This is a genomic window from Phytomonospora sp. NPDC050363 (genome assembly GCF_040655735.1).
GTDB lineage: Bacteria > Actinomycetota > Actinomycetes > Mycobacteriales > Micromonosporaceae > Phytomonospora.
In genome coordinates this window covers 948,597-962,893 of record NZ_JBFAKK010000001.1, presented here as the reverse complement: position 1 = coordinate 962,893, position 14,297 = coordinate 948,597, and the positions used below count along the sequence as shown (strand labels likewise).

The 14,297-nt window shown below is 71.8% G+C and carries 20 protein-coding genes; 12 read left to right on the top strand and 8 right to left on the bottom strand.

Annotated features, from left to right (window positions below):
* Positions 1-20: 20 nt before the first annotated feature.
* Together AB0I28_RS04330 and AB0I28_RS04325 are read left to right on the top strand one after the other, a co-directional pair.
* Positions 21-545 (top strand): MarR family transcriptional regulator, encoded by a 525-nt coding sequence (locus AB0I28_RS04330; protein WP_357489321.1) that lies wholly within the window; start codon positions 21-23, stop codon positions 543-545.
* Between the two features lie 71 nt (positions 546-616).
* On the top strand, positions 617-1,102 hold the full coding sequence (locus AB0I28_RS04325; protein ID WP_357489238.1) for an HIT family protein: 486 nt from the start codon (positions 617-619) through the stop codon (positions 1,100-1,102).
* On the opposite strand, the gene AB0I28_RS04320 is transcribed toward AB0I28_RS04325, so the two are convergent.
* Complete coding sequence (locus AB0I28_RS04320) at positions 1,050-1,586, bottom strand: histidine phosphatase family protein (RefSeq protein ID WP_357489237.1); 537 nt, start codon at positions 1,584-1,586, stop codon at positions 1,050-1,052. The two genes, AB0I28_RS04325 and AB0I28_RS04320, sit on opposite strands and share 53 nt — an antisense overlap.
* A 21-nt stretch (positions 1,587-1,607) precedes the next feature.
* On the opposite strand from AB0I28_RS04320, the gene AB0I28_RS04315 reads away from it, so the two are divergent.
* Positions 1,608-2,162, top strand: a complete 555-nt coding sequence (locus AB0I28_RS04315; protein WP_357489236.1) for an ATP-binding protein — start codon at positions 1,608-1,610, stop codon at positions 2,160-2,162.
* Positions 2,159-2,827, top strand: coding sequence for a GPP34 family phosphoprotein (locus AB0I28_RS04310; protein ID WP_357489235.1), 669 nt, complete (start codon positions 2,159-2,161; stop codon positions 2,825-2,827). Before AB0I28_RS04315 ends, AB0I28_RS04310 begins: the two co-directional genes overlap by 4 nt.
* On the opposite strand, the gene AB0I28_RS04305 is transcribed toward AB0I28_RS04310, so the two are convergent.
* The 3 genes from AB0I28_RS04305 to AB0I28_RS04295 all read right to left on the bottom strand — a co-directional run bounded on the left by AB0I28_RS04305 (position 2,813) and on the right by AB0I28_RS04295 (position 4,795).
* Complete coding sequence (locus AB0I28_RS04305) at positions 2,813-3,571, bottom strand: metallophosphoesterase family protein (RefSeq protein WP_357489234.1); 759 nt, start codon at positions 3,569-3,571, stop codon at positions 2,813-2,815. The two genes, AB0I28_RS04310 and AB0I28_RS04305, sit on opposite strands and share 15 nt — an antisense overlap.
* A 64-nt stretch (positions 3,572-3,635) precedes the next feature.
* Positions 3,636-3,842 carry a PspC domain-containing protein gene (locus tag AB0I28_RS04300; RefSeq protein WP_357489233.1) on the bottom strand — a complete coding sequence of 69 codons (207 nt, stop codon included), beginning with the start codon at positions 3,840-3,842 and terminating at the stop codon, positions 3,636-3,638.
* Positions 3,839-4,795 (bottom strand): class I SAM-dependent methyltransferase, encoded by a 957-nt coding sequence (locus AB0I28_RS04295; RefSeq protein ID WP_357489232.1) that lies wholly within the window; start codon positions 4,793-4,795, stop codon positions 3,839-3,841. The genes AB0I28_RS04300 and AB0I28_RS04295 overlap by 4 nt, the downstream gene beginning before the upstream one ends.
* 49 nt (positions 4,796-4,844) lie before the next feature.
* On the opposite strand from AB0I28_RS04295, the gene AB0I28_RS04290 reads away from it, so the two are divergent.
* The 6 genes from AB0I28_RS04290 (at position 4,845) to AB0I28_RS04265 (ending at position 9,961) form a co-directional block, all read left to right on the top strand.
* A complete protein-coding gene (locus tag AB0I28_RS04290) occupies positions 4,845-5,882 on the top strand; it encodes a S66 peptidase family protein (RefSeq protein ID WP_357489231.1) in 1,038 nt (345 codons plus the stop codon).
* Between the two features lie 14 nt (positions 5,883-5,896).
* Positions 5,897-6,598 (top strand): MBL fold metallo-hydrolase, encoded by a 702-nt coding sequence (locus AB0I28_RS04285; protein WP_357489230.1) that lies wholly within the window; start codon positions 5,897-5,899, stop codon positions 6,596-6,598.
* Positions 6,595-7,416, top strand: a complete 822-nt coding sequence (locus tag AB0I28_RS04280; protein ID WP_357489229.1) for an aldo/keto reductase — start codon at positions 6,595-6,597, stop codon at positions 7,414-7,416. The genes AB0I28_RS04285 and AB0I28_RS04280 overlap by 4 nt, the downstream gene beginning before the upstream one ends.
* 85 nt (positions 7,417-7,501) lie before the next feature.
* A complete protein-coding gene (locus AB0I28_RS04275) occupies positions 7,502-8,290 on the top strand; it encodes an aldo/keto reductase (protein WP_357489319.1) in 789 nt (262 codons plus the stop codon).
* 112 nt (positions 8,291-8,402) lie between these two features.
* Entirely contained in the window at positions 8,403-8,753 is a 351-nt protein-coding gene (locus AB0I28_RS04270) for a YciI family protein (RefSeq protein WP_357489228.1), read from the top strand.
* Complete coding sequence (locus tag AB0I28_RS04265; RefSeq protein WP_357489227.1) at positions 8,750-9,961, top strand: sigma-70 family RNA polymerase sigma factor; 1,212 nt, start codon at positions 8,750-8,752, stop codon at positions 9,959-9,961. Before AB0I28_RS04270 ends, AB0I28_RS04265 begins: the two co-directional genes overlap by 4 nt.
* On the opposite strand, the gene AB0I28_RS04260 is transcribed toward AB0I28_RS04265, so the two are convergent.
* The gene (locus AB0I28_RS04260) at positions 9,958-10,326 is read right to left on the bottom strand and encodes a helix-turn-helix domain-containing protein (protein ID WP_357489226.1); all 369 of its coding nucleotides are present in this window, start codon (positions 10,324-10,326) and stop codon (positions 9,958-9,960) included. The two genes, AB0I28_RS04265 and AB0I28_RS04260, sit on opposite strands and share 4 nt — an antisense overlap.
* A gap of 63 nt (positions 10,327-10,389) precedes the next feature.
* Between AB0I28_RS04260 and AB0I28_RS04255 the strand changes: the two genes are divergently transcribed.
* Positions 10,390-10,749: a DUF4440 domain-containing protein gene (locus tag AB0I28_RS04255; RefSeq protein WP_357489225.1), complete on the top strand. Its 360-nt coding sequence runs from the start codon at positions 10,390-10,392 to the stop codon at positions 10,747-10,749.
* Positions 10,750-10,791: 42 nt separating this feature from the next.
* Here the strand turns inward: AB0I28_RS04255 and AB0I28_RS04250 are convergent, their stop codons facing one another.
* Positions 10,792-11,601, bottom strand: a complete 810-nt coding sequence (locus AB0I28_RS04250) for a methyltransferase domain-containing protein (protein ID WP_357489224.1) — start codon at positions 11,599-11,601, stop codon at positions 10,792-10,794.
* A gap of 57 nt (positions 11,602-11,658) precedes the next feature.
* Positions 11,659-12,573, bottom strand: coding sequence for a GNAT family N-acetyltransferase (locus tag AB0I28_RS04245; protein ID WP_357489223.1), 915 nt, complete (start codon positions 12,571-12,573; stop codon positions 11,659-11,661).
* 114 nt (positions 12,574-12,687) lie between these two features.
* Here AB0I28_RS04245 and AB0I28_RS04240 point away from each other — a divergent pair, with 114 nt between their 5' ends.
* Positions 12,688-13,779, top strand: a complete 1,092-nt coding sequence (locus tag AB0I28_RS04240) for an FAD-dependent oxidoreductase (RefSeq protein WP_357489222.1) — start codon at positions 12,688-12,690, stop codon at positions 13,777-13,779.
* On the opposite strand, the gene AB0I28_RS04235 is transcribed toward AB0I28_RS04240, so the two are convergent.
* Positions 13,776-14,264 (bottom strand): MarR family transcriptional regulator, encoded by a 489-nt coding sequence (locus tag AB0I28_RS04235; protein WP_357489221.1) that lies wholly within the window; start codon positions 14,262-14,264, stop codon positions 13,776-13,778. The genes AB0I28_RS04240 and AB0I28_RS04235 overlap by 4 nt on opposite strands.
* Between the last annotated feature and the right edge of the window lie 33 nt (positions 14,265-14,297).

Here is a 14,297-nt window from a genome sequence, read left to right as displayed (position 1 = left end):
ATTGGGTTAGGGTGGCGGTCATGGGTGATGTGCGGTGGCTCGACGAGGGCGAGCAGGAGTTGTGGCGGGCTTATCTGTGGAGTTCGCGCTTGCTGTTCGAGGAGCTCGATCGGCAGTTGCAGCGTGACGCGGGGATTCCGCACGCCTATTACATGATCTTGTCGGCGTTGTCGGAGGCTCCGGGGCGGGAGTTGACGATGACGGAGCTGGCGGGGACGGTGCGGGGTTCGGCGTCGCGGTTGTCGCACGCGGTGTCGCGTTTGGAGGAGTCGGGGTGGGTGTGCCGGGAGCGGCGTGCGGGTGATCGGCGCACGACGATGGCGCGGTTGACCGAGGAGGGGCTGGCGGTGGTGGTGGCGGCGGCTCCGGGGCATGTGGAGACGGTGCGGCGGTTGCTGTTCGACGCGCTGGAGGCCGGTGAGGTGGATCGGTTGCGGTCGGTGTTTCGTGGTGTGCTGCGGGGGCTCGATCCGGAGGCGGGAAGTGCGGCGGCGCGGTGGTCGGGTGCGGTGGAGGACTCCCCCGGTGGGGTTGCGCGGGAGTGATCGGGTCACGGTTTCGCGTCGGGGGCGAGGTCAGGATGGGCGTGGGGCCTTGGGTGCGATTGAATTCTTGGATGAGTGCCGTGACAGGTTGGAACGAGGTGTCGGCCGCCGCGGGTGTGGCCGGCGCCTGCTTCGTGTGCGAACTGGTGGCCGGTAACCCGGACTTCGCCCATCACGTGGCCTACCGGGACGCGGCCACCATCGTGTTCTTGAACCGCTTCCCCTGGTGTGAGGGGCATGTGCTGGTGGCGCCGGTGGCGCATCGCGAGCATGTGGTGTCGGACTTCTCGATGGAGGAGTTCGCCTCGTTGCAGCGGGTGCTGTACGCGGCGGGCCGTGCGCTGGGCGAGTACGTGGAGGCCGATGGCCTGCGGGTGTCGGTGACGGGCGCGGCGGGCCATGTCCACTGGCATGTCAAGCCGGGTGTCGCCGACGTCTCGGAGGGGCCGGTGGACGTCGACGACGCGGCGATGGCGTCGCTGGCGGCCAAGATGCGCTCGCGGATCAGGTGGTTGCTGGCGGCCGGGGGTGCCAGTGTGCCGGTAGTGCGGCGGTGATCACGTCGGGGAAGGCCAGGGCTCGCCAGTAGGCGACGGGGTCGGGCATGTCGGTGATGGTTGCCAGCCAGATGGTCATGGCCATGCCGTGGGTGGCCACGATCAGGTGGGCGGTGCCGGCGGTGGCCAGGTGGTCGGCGATCGCCGCGGCGAAGCGGGCGGCGACGTGGTCGCGGGGTTCCCATCCGGGGTGGGTGGTGCCGGCGAGGTAGGCGGCGGCCAGGGTGCGGTGGGTGTGGCCGTCGCGGGCCCGGGGGCGGTGGACTTCGCCGAAGCGGGCGTCTGCGGTTATGGGGCCGGTGGTGAGTTCGCGCAGGGTCTCGATGGCCTTGGCCTCGTCGCTGGCGACGTGGTGGCGCGGCCCTGAGGGGAGGGCGAGTGCGGCGGCCTGTGTGCGGGCGTGGTCGGTGAGGTGCCATTGGGCGGGGTCGGTGGTGGGGTCGACGTGGGGCATGGCGTGGCGGATGAGCGTGACGGTGGGCATGGGGTGATTATGGTGGCGCGCATGTCGAGGGTGGTGTTGGTGGCCGGTGCGCCGGGTTCGGGGAAGACGACGTTGTCGCGTCGGCTGGCGGGTGATCTGGGGTGGGTGTTGCTGGCCAAGGACGCGTTGAAGGAGACGATCGCCGACGCGGTGGGCGTGTCGGGTGTGGGTGAGAGCGGGCGGGTGGGGCTGGCGGCGGTGCGGGTGTTGTATTCGGTGGCGTCGCAGTTGGCCGGGCGTGGGGTGCCGGTGGTGGTGGAGTCGGCGTTTCACGCCGGGCGGGCGAGGGCTGATTTGGCGCCGTTGCTGGCGGTGGCGGCGGGTGTGGTGGTGGAGTGCGTGGCGCCGGTGGAGGTGTGCGCGCAGCGGTATGCCGCGCGGGTGGCCGCCGGTGGGCGTCATCCTTGCCATTTCGATGCCGAGCGTCTGGCCGGGGGTGGGCCGGACTTCGCGGCGTACGGGCCGTTGGGTCTGGCCGTGCCGACGTTGCGTGTGGACACTGTGGACGGGTACGAACCGGGCTATGCGGAGGTTCTGGCGTTCGTGTCGGGCGGTGTCGTACCTTTGACGGCATGATTTCGCTGGGGCTGGCAGAGGAACTGACGCTGATCGCCTACGACGACGCCACCGGCCGCAATCGGGCCACGAGTCTGGAGCTGGGGGTGGCCGGGGCGCTGCTTTTGGAGCTGGCGCAGCGGGAGCGGATCGCACTGGAAGGCAAGAAAGTGGCCGTCGTCGACGCCTCGCCGATCGGGTACGCCTTCGCCGATGAGGCTTTGGCGGTCATCGGTGCCGACAAGCCGCGCAGCGCGCAGGCGTGGGTGAACAAACTGTCGAAGGGTCTGCTGCCGCGGGTGCGCGAAGGGCTGGTCGAGGCCGGTGTGCTGCGCGAGGAGAAGCACAAGTTCCTCGGTGTGATCCCCTACCGGTACTACCCGGCGGTGGACATGGCCGCCGAGAATCAAGCCCGTGAGCGGTTGACGCGGGCGGCGGGCAATGGGGTGGCCTCCGACGCGCGCACGGCGGCGCTGGCGGGGCTGGTGCGGGCGACGTCGCTGCACAAGGCCGCATTGCCGGGCATGAGCGGCAGCGCCGCCCGCAAGGCGATCAAGGCGGTCGCCGAGAACGGGTGGGCGAGCGAGGCGACGCGCAAGGCCATCGAGGCGACCCAGGCGGCGGTGATGGCCGCGGTGATGGCGTCGGTGACCGCCTCGGCGGCGGCGAGTTCAGGCGGCGGCTGAGTCGCGTCCGTCGAGGCGGGCGAAGACCTCCAGGGCGTCGAGGTCGCTGTAGCGGCCGCGCAGGTACTCATCGGTCCAGGCCTCGACGTCGCGGTAGCTGGATGCGGCGCGGACCTGCGCGCAGACGGCGTCGGCGTCCAGGGGCGTCCTGCGCAGGGTCACGCCCGGTCCCAGCAGTGCCCAGTAGGCGCCGGGCGGCCCATAGGGCATGCCGACGGCGCCGGGGTTGACGACCGTGCGGTTTGCCGCAAGTCGCACGAAGGGCATGTGCGTGTGGCCGCACACGATCGTGGTCACCGAGGCCGAAACGCCGGCCAGGACGTCGAGGTAGCGCCCGGGGCGTGAGTCGACCAGCAGCATCTCGGTGTCGTCGCGGGGTGTGGCGTGGCAGAACAGCACCTCCCCCAGTCCTTCGACGGGCAACGTGACCGTCGCCGGCCAGGAGTTCATCCACGCGCGGTGGTGCTCGCCCAGTCGCGCCGCCGCCCATGGGCTGATCGCGTCGGGGTAGGCGGTGGTGGTGTCGGGGTGCCAGTCGGCCAGTTCGCGGTCGGCGTTGCCGCGGACGCAGGTGACGCGCTCGCCGAGGGCGGCAAGCCGGTCGAGGACTTCGGTCGGCTGGGGCCCGGCGGCGACGTCGCCGGTCACGACGATGTGGTCGGCTGCTGTGACGTCGGGTTCGGCGAGGACGGCGTCGAGGGCGGGGAGGACCCCGTGGATGTCGGACAGCACGGCGATGGTCATGCCGGCGAGCCTGCCCGGTGGAGGCTCGCCGCGGCGAGGGCGTTCGCGGTGGGCGAACGCGTGGTCAGGCGGTGGCGGGTCCGGTGGCGGTGTCCTCGCCGGGGATGAGGATCCACAGGGCCAGGTAGAGCAGGACCTGGGTGCCCGGCAGGAGGAGTGAGGCGATCGCCAGGACCCGCACGGTGGTGGGGCTCATGCCGAAGCGGTCGGCGAGTGCGGCGCAGACGCCGGCGATGACGCGGCCTCCTGCGGGGCGGGTGAGGTTGTTCATGGCTGCTCCCTTGTCGGCGGTTGTGTCTTCCATGGTGTCCGGCGTGGGGGCGGGGCGCGTCGTGCTGCGGGTGGGCGCTTCCCTGATCGTTCCCCGAGGCGGGTGTCCCTAGGGGGTGGTCCAGGAGGCGAGCGTGTAGCGGGGGTCGGGGCGCCGGGTGTGCTGTCCGGGGAGGGCGGCCAGGGCGGCAAGGGCGGCGCCCCGACCCGGGTGGTCCAGGAGGCGAGCGTGTAGCGGGGGTCGGGGCGCCGGGTGTGCTGTCCGGGGAGGGCGGCCAGGGCGGCAAGGGCGGCGCCGACGGCCTCGGCGGGCAGGTCGCCCATCCAGGCGAAGCGGCGGCCGTCGCGCAGGTGGGCGATGAGGGTGGCGGGGGTGCGGCCTTGGCCGGTGCCGGTGAAGGTGGTCGTGGCCGCCTCGGTCAGGCCGAGGGCGGCGCAGTGGCGGCCGAGGTGGGCGTGGTCGTCTGCGGCGCGGGAGTCGGCGCCCGCGGCGCGGCGCAGATCGCGCAGGATGATGTCGAGGTCGCTGCCGGTGTCGTGGGCGGCGGCCTTGTCGACGGTGGTGGCGAACACCCCGCCGGGCGCCAGGACCCGGGCGGCCTCGGCGCAGACGGCCTCGGCGGTGGCGTGTGGCAGCAGGTGCAGCAGCCACACGCAGATCACCGCCGGTACCGACGCGTCGCGAAACGGCAGGGCGAGCGCGTCGGCGCGTACGGCGCGGCCGGGCAGGCGGGTGTGGGCGGCGGTGAGCATGCCGGTGGAGGCGTCGGCGACCAGGACGGGACGGCCGGGGGTGGTCAGGGCGGCGGCGACGATGCCGGTGCCGCCGCCGATGTCGATGACGGGTCCTTGTTCGCCGATGAGGCCGGCGATGGCTGCGGCGGCTTGCTCGGCGCGTTGTGGGCCGCCTCGGGTGGCGTCGTAGACGGCGGCTTCGGTGTCGTAGTCGAGCATGGGTTTATTGTCGTGCCCCGCAGGAGGTGGGCGGGTTAGGGTCTGGCCCATGATCGAACACCAGTACCCTCCACCTTTGCAGCCAGGCGACAAGATCGCCGTGATCTCGGCGGGGGCGGGCCTTCCGGGCGTTCTGCCGCTCCCCTTCGATCTGGGACTGGAGCGGCTGCGCGCGTTCGGGCTGGAGCCGGTGGAGTACCCCACGACTCGTGTCATGGGCAGTGACCCCCGTGACCGGGCGCGTGATGTCAACGCCGCCTTCGCGGACCCCGACATCAAGGGCGTGATCGCCAGCATCGGCGGTGACGACCAGATCACCGTGACCGGGCACCTCGACGCAGGTGTCATCGCGGCCAATCCCAAGCGCTTCTTCGGCTACAGCGACAACACCAACCTCCTCGACTTCGTGTGGCGGCAGGGGATCGTGGCCTTCCACGGGGGTTCGGTGATGGTGGAGTTCGGGCGGCCGATGGCCATGCACCCGGTCAGCGAGTCCTCGTTGCGCGCGGCGATGTTCTCCACCGGTGAGTTCACGCTGACCGAGCCGGAGACCTACAACGACGTCAGCCGCGACTGGGCCGACCCGGGCACCTTCGAGCTCGAACCGCACAGCGAGGCGGCCGAGCCGTGGCAGTGGCACCACGCCGACCGCGTCGTCGAAGGAGTCACCTGGGGCGGGTGCCTGGAGATCCTCGAGATGATGCTGGCCGCCGGCCGGGTCGACGACGGCGCCTTCGGCGACGGCGGGGTGCTGCTGGTGGAGACCAGTGAGGAGATGCCCGAGGCCGAACACGTTTACCGCATGATGCGCAACATCGGCGAGCGCGGTCTTCTCGCCCGCTTCGACGCCGTGCTGCACGGCCGGGCCCGGGCGTGGTCGTTCGAGGCCCCCAACGACGTCGAGGCCAAGCGTGTCTACCAGGCCGAGCAGGCCGAGGCGGTGTTGCGCGCGGTCGGGCAGTACCGGCCGGGTGCGCTGGTGGTCAGCGGTGTCGACTTCGGTCACACCGACCCGCAGCTGGTGCTCCCCTACGGTGGACGGGTGCGTGTGGACGGTCCGGCCCGCACGATCACCGCGACGTACTAGACGGAGGTTCGAGGATGGGGTTCGCCGAGGTGGCCGACGGGGTGCACGTGTGGCGCTACCCCGTCCTCGATGTCAACTGCACGCTGATCACCGGTGGTGCGCGCGCGTTGCTGGTCGACACGCTGTCGGGGCCCTCGCAGGCGCGTGAGCTGGCCGCCGGGGTGCGCGCGGTGACGTCGCTGCCGGTGGCGGTGGTCAACACCCACGCGCACTTCGATCACTGCTTCGGCAACGCCGTGATGCGCGATGAGCTGGGTGTGGCCGACTTCTACGCCCACCGCAGTGTCGCGGCGGTCCTCAATGGTGACGTCGGTGGCCTGATCGAGCGGATCGTGGCCGCCTACGGGCACCTCGACGCGGTCATGGCCGCCGAGCTGCCGGGTATCGAACCGTGTGCCCCGAACCGTTTCGTCACCGGTGAGACGACACTCGACCTCGGCGGACGCGAGGTGCGGTTGCGGCACGTGGGGCACGCCCACAGTCCCGGCGACGTCGTGGTCGTCACCGATGGTGTCGTGGTGGCCGGCGACATCGTCGAGGAGGGCGCCGAACCGCAGACCGGCGACGCCGACCTCGTTGGGTGGGTGGCGGCCCTGGCGGCGCTGGCGCCGGACCTGTCGGGCAGCATCGTGGTGCCCGGGCACGGGGCTCTCGTCGACGCCGCGTTCGTCGCCGCGCAGGCCCGTCAGCTCGCCGACCGGAAGGAACACTCGTGACCACTGTGGCCCTCAACAACGGCTCGCGCATGCCCCAGCTCGGGTTGGGCACGTCTCGTGCCGGCGACGACGACTCGCTCGAGTCGACGATCGCCACGGCCATCGAGTACGGCTACCGGCTCATCGACACCGCCACCGTCTACGGCAACGAGACCGGTGTCGGGCGCGGCATCCGCGCCTCGGGCGTCGAGCGGGGTGAACTGTTCGTGACCACCAAGGTCTGGAACGACTCCCACGGCCGCGACAAGACCCTGGCCGCCTTCGACGCGTCGCTGGAGCGCCTGGGCCTCGACTACGTCGACCTGTACCTGATCCACTGGCCGGTGCCCTCCGGTGACGCCTACGTCGAGACGTGGCGGACGCTTGAGGAGATCGCCGCGAGCGGCCGCGCGAAGGCCATCGGCGTGTCGAACTTCCAGATCCCTCACCTCGAACGCCTCGCCGAACAGACCCAGACGGTCCCGGCGGTCAACCAGATCGAACTCCACCCGTGGCTCACGCAGACCGCACTGCGCGCCCACCACGCCCAGGCCGGCATCGTCACCCAGGCGTGGAGCCCTCTCGACAAGGCCCGCGGCCTGATGAGCGACGCCACCCTCGCCGGCCTCGCCGAACGCCACGAACGCACCATCGGCCAGATCATCCTGCGCTGGCACGTCCAGTCCGGCCACGCCCTGATCCCCAAGACCGTCACACCTTCACGCATGCGCGCCAACCTCGACGTGTTCGAGTTCAGCCTCACCGAGGCCGACATGGCCCTCATCGACGGCATGAACGCCGACCTGCGTCACGGACCGGACCCCGACGTCCACGCTTGATGGCATCCTGGCCTTTGACGATCATCGACGAACCAAGGGGTCAGCAGTGGACGTACCCGGCATCACCTTGAACAACGGCACCCGCATGCCCCAGCTCGGCTTCGGTGTGTGGCAGGTCGGCGACGACGAGGCCACCACGGCCGTGACCGCCGCCTTGAACGCCGGATACCGCAGCATCGACACCGCCGCGGGCTACCACAACGAACCCGGCGTCGGGCGAGCGCTGGCCGCCGCCGGCCTCGACCGGGGCGAACTGTTCATCACCACCAAGCTCGCCAACCCCGACCAGGGCCGCGACAAGGCCCTTGCCGCCTTCGACGCGTCTTTGGCCAAGCTCGGCCTCGACTATGTCGACCTGTACCTCATCCACTGGCCCATCCCCGCCAAGGACCTCTACGTCGAGACGTGGAAGGCCTTCGAGGAGATCGCCGCGAGCGGCCGCGCGAAGGCCATCGGCGTGTCGAACTTCCAGGTACCCCACCTCGAACGCCTCGCCGAACAGACCCAGACCGTGCCCGCGGTCAACCAGATCGAACTCCACCCGCAGTTGTCGCAAAGCCGGCTGCGCGCCTACCACGCCGAACACGGCATCGCCACCGAGGCGTGGAGCCCCCTGGGGCAAGGCGGGGACCTCCTGGCCGACCCGACCCTGACCGAGATCGCCGCGAAGCACGGCAAGACCGTCGCCCAGGTCGTCTTGCGCTGGCACATCACCCTGGGAAACGTCGCCATCCCCAAGTCGGTCACCCCCTCGCGCATCACCGAGAACATCGACGTCTTCGACTTCGAACTCGACACCGCCGACACCCAGGCCATCACCGCCCTCGACAGCGGCCGCCGCCTGGGACCCGACCCCGACACCTTCGGGAAGTGACCACCCGGCGGGCGGCGGAGAAGAAAAAGGACTCCGCCGCCTGTCGATCCCGCCGCCCCCGGCACGTCAACCCTGTGACAGCCACCCCAGGCGCACACGAGGAGACGACACCGTGAAGTACGCACTGCTCATCTACGACAACGAGAAGAACTGGGCCCTGGCCGACGACGCCGCCCGCACCGAGGCCTACGCCCAGCACGGCCGCTTCACCGCCATGCTCGAAGAACGCGGCGCCGTCCGCGGCGGCGAGGAACTGGCACCCACCGACGCCGCCACCACCGTCCGCGACGACGGCGGCGGCGAGTTCATCCTCACCGACGGCCCCTACGCCGAGACCAGCGAACAACTCGGCGGGTTCTACCTCGTCGAGGCCGCCGACCTCGACGAGGCCATCGAGTACGCCAAGGCCCTGCCCGGCGCCGTCGTCGAAGTCCGCCCCGTCGTGGACCACCCCGCCCAATGACCCACCCGGCCGAGCAGGCGTACCGCGCGCACTACGGGCGCCTGCTCGCCCTCCTCGCCGGCGAGCACCGCTCCCTCGACGTGGCCGAAGAGGCCCTCGCCGACGCCTACGCCAAAGCCGTGGCAACCTGGCGCCCCGGCCACGCCCCCGACAACCCCGCCGCGTGGCTGCTGACCGTCGCCCGCCGCGCGGCCACCGACCGGTGGCGCCGGCAGGCCACCGCCATGCGCAAACTCCCCCTGCTCATCACCGACGACGACACCACCGCCCCCAGCGGCACCGGACCCGTCCCCGACGAACGCCTCCGCCTGATCTTCACCTGCTGCCACCCCGCCCTGGCACCCGCCGCGCGCGTGGCCCTCACCTTGCGCTACATCACCGGCCTGCGCACCCGCGAGATCGCCCGGCTGTTCCTGGTCACCGAGGCCACCATGGCCGCCCGCCTCACCCGCGCCAAGAAGAAGATCGCCACCGCCGGCGTCCCCTACCGCGTCCCGGCCGCCGCCGACCTCCACGAACGCCTCGACACCGTCCTGCACGTCGTCTACCTCGTGTTCACCGAAGGCTACAAAGCCACCGAAGGCGCCGCCCTGACCCGCGACGAACTCGCCGACGAGGCCATCCGCCTGGCCGCGGTCGTCGCCGAACTCATGCCCGGCGAGCGCGACGTGTCGGCCCTGCGCGCCCTGATGCTCCTCCAGCACGCCCGCCGCGACGCCCGCACCGACACCGACGGCGACCTCGTGCGCCTGTCCGAGCAGGACCGCTCGGCCTGGCACCGCCACGACATCGACGAAGGACTGAGGCTGCTGGCCCACGCCCGGCGCGGCACCGGCGAGAGCCGCTTCCTCATCGAAGCCCAGATCGCCGCCGCCCACGCCACCGCCGCCACGCCCGACGACACCGACTGGGACCGCATCAGCGCCCTCTACGCCCGCCTCGAACAGCGCACCGGCTCACCCGTGGTGCGCCTCAACCGCGCCGTGGCCGTCGCCGAGGCACAAGGACCCGCCGCCGGCCTGGCCCTCCTCGAAGGCCTCGACACCGCCCTGGCCGGGCACCACATGCTCCCCGCCGCGCGCGCCGAACTCCACACCCGCCTGGGGCAGCGCGCACAGGCCCACGCCGCCTACACCGCCGCGATCGCGCTCGCCGGGACCGACACCGAACGCCGCTGGCTGGCCTCCCGCCGCGAGGCCGTCTCCTAGGACCGGTGCGCGCTGCCCCAGTCCCACAGGCCCTGCAGCACCGGACCGAGACGCCGGCCGCTGTCGGTGAGGGCGTAGGACACCCGCACCGGGAACCCCGCCGTCACCTCACGGACCACCACGCCGGTGCTCTCCAAGTGCCGCAGCCGTTCGGTGAGGACCTTGTCGGACAAGGCCGGCAACGCCCGGGCCAGCTGGCTGTAGCCGCGCTCGCCGCCGAGGAGTTCGCGCAGCACGAGGGTGGTCCAGCGACCCGACAGCGCGTTCATGGCGATCTCGACGGGGCAGTCGATCGCCGGGGCGTTCACCTTCGCCAGAGCGTGCGGGGGAAGACCGGGGGCGTGGGTTTCGGTTTGGTGAGCCACGAGCGCGTCTCCTAGCGTCGGCGGGGCAGGCCACGTCCATGACACCAGACCGGAGAACTCCCGATGAGCATGCCCCTCGCACGGCGAGCCGCCGACGTCCCGGCGGTCTTCGCCGCCCGCTTCAACCACGGCGACCCCGCCGCCGTGGCCGAGGTCTACGAACAGACCGCCGTCCTCGTCGGCGCCGACGGTGCCCCCGCGACCGGTGAGGGCCTGGCGGCCGTCCTGGCCGGGCACCTGGCACTGGGTGAGCCGATCGCGGTGACACCGCGCAAGGTGTTCGAGGCCGGGGATCTGGCGCTGCTGATCGTCGACTGGGTCATCGGCGACGAGAAGGTGCGCGGTACGGCCACCGACGTGGCCAGGCGCGGCGCCGACGGGAACTGGAGGTACGTCATCGACAACCCCTTCGGTGCTGCCTAACAGCCCCGCGCGGTGGACACGCGCCCACCGCGCGGGGAAGGTCTAGGCGACGCGGGCCGCGCCGAGCAGGTGGGAGCTGGCACCCAGCAGGGACGCCTCGCGTTCGAAGTCGCGCAGCCCCGACATGAGCCGGACGCGGGAGGAGTCGTCGTCCAGGAGCGCCGCGAGGGTGTCGGGCAGCCAGGCGGCCCCTTCGACGGCATAGACCTCGGCGGCCATCCCGGCGGCGGCGAACTCCTCGGCGACCTGCTCGGGGCGGTGGGTATAGGCGGTGGTGAACACGTCTCGCAGGCCGTTCTCGCGCGGCCGCAGCTCACCGGTGGCGGCGACGTGGTCGAGCAGGCCGGTGGCCCCCTCCCGCTGGAACAGGTCCCAGCGCAGCGCGTCGAGCCAGGGCGCGAAGCGGCCGATCACGGCCGCGGCGACCAGCCCGCCCGGACGCACGGCACGGCGGGCCTCGGCCAGGGCCGCCACACGCTCGGCGGTGGTCTGCAGGTGGTAGAGCGGACCCATGAGCAACACGACGTCGAAGGACGCCTCGGCCACGGGCAGGTCGCGGGCATCGCCGATACGGGCGTCCACGCCGGGCAGCTTCGCGGCGATGGCGACCTGCGAGGCGACGGGGTCGATGAGGGTGACGGCGTGCCCGTCGGCGGCCAGCCAGCCCGAATGGATACCGGTACCGCCACCGACGTCGAGGACGGAAGCGGGTTCGGGGCCGATGAGGCGGCGCAGGATGTCCTGGGTGCGCAGGAACTCCAGACGGCCGGTGGCCGAAGCGGTCAGGCGCGTGACCTCACCGCCCCGGTCGTAGTATTCGAGGACTTCGGGAGCCAGGGTCGATTCGTTCATGGCCCATGATGTTCACCCCCGGCACTCGCCCGCACCGGGTTTTTCGGCGAGCGCGGTTCAGCCGAACCAGTGGGCGCGGTCGATGGCATGGACGGCCAGGATCGCCGAGCCGTCGGGGACGTCGGCGGCGTGGAGGAAACCGGCGCGTTCCAGAGCCCGCCGCGCGGGGCGGTTACCGGCGGCCGGAAGCGCGGTGACGTAGGCGGCGCCGGGGTGGGCGGGCAGGACGACCTGACGCAGGTACGCCCAGAGGAAGGTCGCGCCCAGGCCGCGCGAGACCACGTCGGCGTCGGCGAGATAGAAGGTGACCGACACCGACCCGGCCAGGGCCGCCACGCCCGCCAGTCGCGGGTCGCCCGCGCCGAGCAGTTCGGCGTAGCCGACGGCGCGCCCGTCGGCCACGACGATGTGCTCCTCGGCGTCTTCGGTGGGCTCATCGCAGATCCAGGGCGCGATGTGCGGGGCGGCGCGCCAGGCGAGCAGGTCGGCGCGGTCGCCGGCACCGGCCGGGCGGAACGTGAACGACACACTGGGGATGGTGTCGACGATGGGGACCTGGCGCGCCACGGCCGCCGGACGGCAGATGCGCCCGGCCCGCGGGGCGCTCACCCACTGGTAGGAGTCGTGCTCGGCGTCGACGAGGTCGACGGCCACGTCGGCGGGGACCTCGGCGTAGAAGCGCGCCCAGTTGCCCGACAGGTCGACCGGGTGGATGTCCACGCCGCCGATGCCGGCCTCCTCGGCCAGCTCGCGCAGCGCGGCCGGCTCGACGGCCTCGCCGGGCTGGCGGGCACCGGCCGGCGGAGTCCACGCCCACGGCCCGTCGAAGTCGGGGCCCTGATGAGCGCGGTGCAGCAGGAGGTAGTCGAACTCGCCGGCACCGGCGGGGCGGCGCACGGCGATGGTGGCGCCGTGCGGCTCGTTGGCGGCGATCTCGAGGCCGTCCCAGGTGGTCCGCGCGGCGGTCGTCATCGGCCAACCCTATGCGAACCGGTCAGTGGCGCCGCCCACACCCCTTTGCGGTTCGTACTGCGAACCAATATGGTTCGCAGTACGAACAACAGACTTTTGAAGAGGTGTACACCCATGACCAAGACCGTCGCCGTCATCGGCGGAGGCTACGGCGGATCGGCACTCGCCAAAGCCCTCGACGAGCACGCCCACGTCGTCCTCATCGACCCCAAGGACGCCTTCGTCCACTCCGCGGGCTCCCTGCGCGCCCTCGTGCGCCCCGACTGGGCACCGAACATGTTCTTCCCCTTCGACACTCTCCTCACCCACGGCCGCCTCATCCGGCAACGCGCCGCCTCGGTCGACCCCGCCGGCGTCACCCTGGCCACCGGCGAACGGGTCGAGGCCGACTACATCGTCCTGGCCAGCGGCTCGGGCTACCCCTACCCCGCAAAGATGGACACCGACGACCACCGCGAAGCGCTCGCCCGGCTGCGCGACACACACGGCGAACTCGACACCGCCGCGCGCGTGCTCATCGTCGGAGCCGGCCCCGTCGGACTCGAACTCGCCGGTGAGATCAAGGCCGTGTGGCCGGGCAAGAGCGTGGCCCTGATCGACCCTGCCGAGACCTTGCTGCCGGCCTTCGACGAGCGCCTGCGCGAGGACCTGCACCACCAGCTCGGCGAACTGGGCATCGAAGTCCTCCTCGGCCACTCCCTGAGCGAGGAGCCGCCGGTCGAGCCCGGCCGGGCCTCGACCTTCACCGTCGCCACCAGCGGCGGACAGCTCACCGCCGACATCTGGTTTCGTGCCCACGGCGTGGCCGTCAACGGCGACTACCTCGCCGACGGGCGCCTGACCGCGCGCAACGCCGCCGGGCAGGTCGCGGTCACCGAGCACCTCAATGTCGAAGGCCACGACAAGGTCTACGCCCTGGGCGACATCACCGACCTCGCCGAGGCGAAGATGGCCGGCTACGCGATGCAGCACGCCGAGGTCGTCGCCGCCAACATCCGCGCCGGTCTCGACGGCGCCGCCCCCGAGGCGGTCTACCGGCCCTCACCGATCCCGTCGGTGCTGCTGCCGCTGGGGCCGAAGGCCGGGGTGGGTCAGTTCCCCTCACCGGACGGGCCGGTGCTCCTCGACGCGGCGACCGTCAGCGCCTACAAGGGGGCAGACCTGTTCACCGGTCGCTTCGCCGAACTGTTCGGCGTCGAGGGCTAGGCGTATCGGCGATGCCGGGGCGGCTGCTCGTCGAGTTCGAGGAACACCACCGGGACCTCGTTGTCGCGCACCACGCGGCCCAGCAGCGCCGCCAGCCGCTCCCGCTCGTCCTCGGCGAGCCCGGCCGACAGCGCGTCGACGCGGCGGCAGGTCTCGGCGTAGAAGTCCTCGGCGAGCACCGCGCCCTCGGGGGTCAGCGCGACCCGCACCGCGCGGCCGTCGCGGGGGTCCGGCTCGCGGCGCACCAGGCCGAGCTTGGCGGTGCGGTCGACCAGGCCCGTCAGGCTCGACTTGGCAAGGCCCAGCATCGCGCTGAGCTCGCTCATCCCGAACGGCTGGGCCATCAGCACGCACAGCAGCTGCCCCTGCTGGGAGGTGATGCCGTATTCGCGGCCCGACTCGGCGTAGACGGCGTTGACCAGGAACGTCGAGCGCACCAGCGCGGTGACCACGCCCATCGTCTCCGCATCGCCGCCGCCGCTCATGCGGCCAGAATAGCGCGCGTTGATTCGCTGACC

Coding starts and splice junctions, on each gene's coding strand:
- AB0I28_RS04330 (WP_357489321.1), top strand. CDS start 21: ATGGGTGATGTGCGGTGGCTCGACGAGGGCGAGCAGGAGTTGTGGCGG.
- AB0I28_RS04325 (WP_357489238.1), top strand. CDS start 617: ATGAGTGCCGTGACAGGTTGGAACGAGGTGTCGGCCGCCGCGGGTGTG.
- AB0I28_RS04320 (WP_357489237.1), bottom strand. CDS start 1,586: ATGCCCACCGTCACGCTCATCCGCCACGCCATGCCCCACGTCGACCCC.
- AB0I28_RS04315 (WP_357489236.1), top strand. CDS start 1,608: ATGTCGAGGGTGGTGTTGGTGGCCGGTGCGCCGGGTTCGGGGAAGACG.
- AB0I28_RS04310 (WP_357489235.1), top strand. CDS start 2,159: ATGATTTCGCTGGGGCTGGCAGAGGAACTGACGCTGATCGCCTACGAC.
- AB0I28_RS04305 (WP_357489234.1), bottom strand. CDS start 3,571: ATGACCATCGCCGTGCTGTCCGACATCCACGGGGTCCTCCCCGCCCTC.
- AB0I28_RS04300 (WP_357489233.1), bottom strand. CDS start 3,842: ATGAACAACCTCACCCGCCCCGCAGGAGGCCGCGTCATCGCCGGCGTC.
- AB0I28_RS04295 (WP_357489232.1), bottom strand. CDS start 4,795: ATGCTCGACTACGACACCGAAGCCGCCGTCTACGACGCCACCCGAGGC.
- AB0I28_RS04290 (WP_357489231.1), top strand. CDS start 4,845: ATGATCGAACACCAGTACCCTCCACCTTTGCAGCCAGGCGACAAGATC.
- AB0I28_RS04285 (WP_357489230.1), top strand. CDS start 5,897: ATGGGGTTCGCCGAGGTGGCCGACGGGGTGCACGTGTGGCGCTACCCC.
- AB0I28_RS04275 (WP_357489319.1), top strand. CDS start 7,502: ATGCCCCAGCTCGGCTTCGGTGTGTGGCAGGTCGGCGACGACGAGGCC.
- AB0I28_RS04265 (WP_357489227.1), top strand. CDS start 8,750: ATGACCCACCCGGCCGAGCAGGCGTACCGCGCGCACTACGGGCGCCTG.
- AB0I28_RS04255 (WP_357489225.1), top strand. CDS start 10,390: ATGAGCATGCCCCTCGCACGGCGAGCCGCCGACGTCCCGGCGGTCTTC.
- AB0I28_RS04250 (WP_357489224.1), bottom strand. CDS start 11,601: ATGAACGAATCGACCCTGGCTCCCGAAGTCCTCGAATACTACGACCGG.
- AB0I28_RS04245 (WP_357489223.1), bottom strand. CDS start 12,573: ATGACGACCGCCGCGCGGACCACCTGGGACGGCCTCGAGATCGCCGCC.
- AB0I28_RS04240 (WP_357489222.1), top strand. CDS start 12,688: ATGACCAAGACCGTCGCCGTCATCGGCGGAGGCTACGGCGGATCGGCA.
- AB0I28_RS04235 (WP_357489221.1), bottom strand. CDS start 14,264: ATGAGCGGCGGCGGCGATGCGGAGACGATGGGCGTGGTCACCGCGCTG.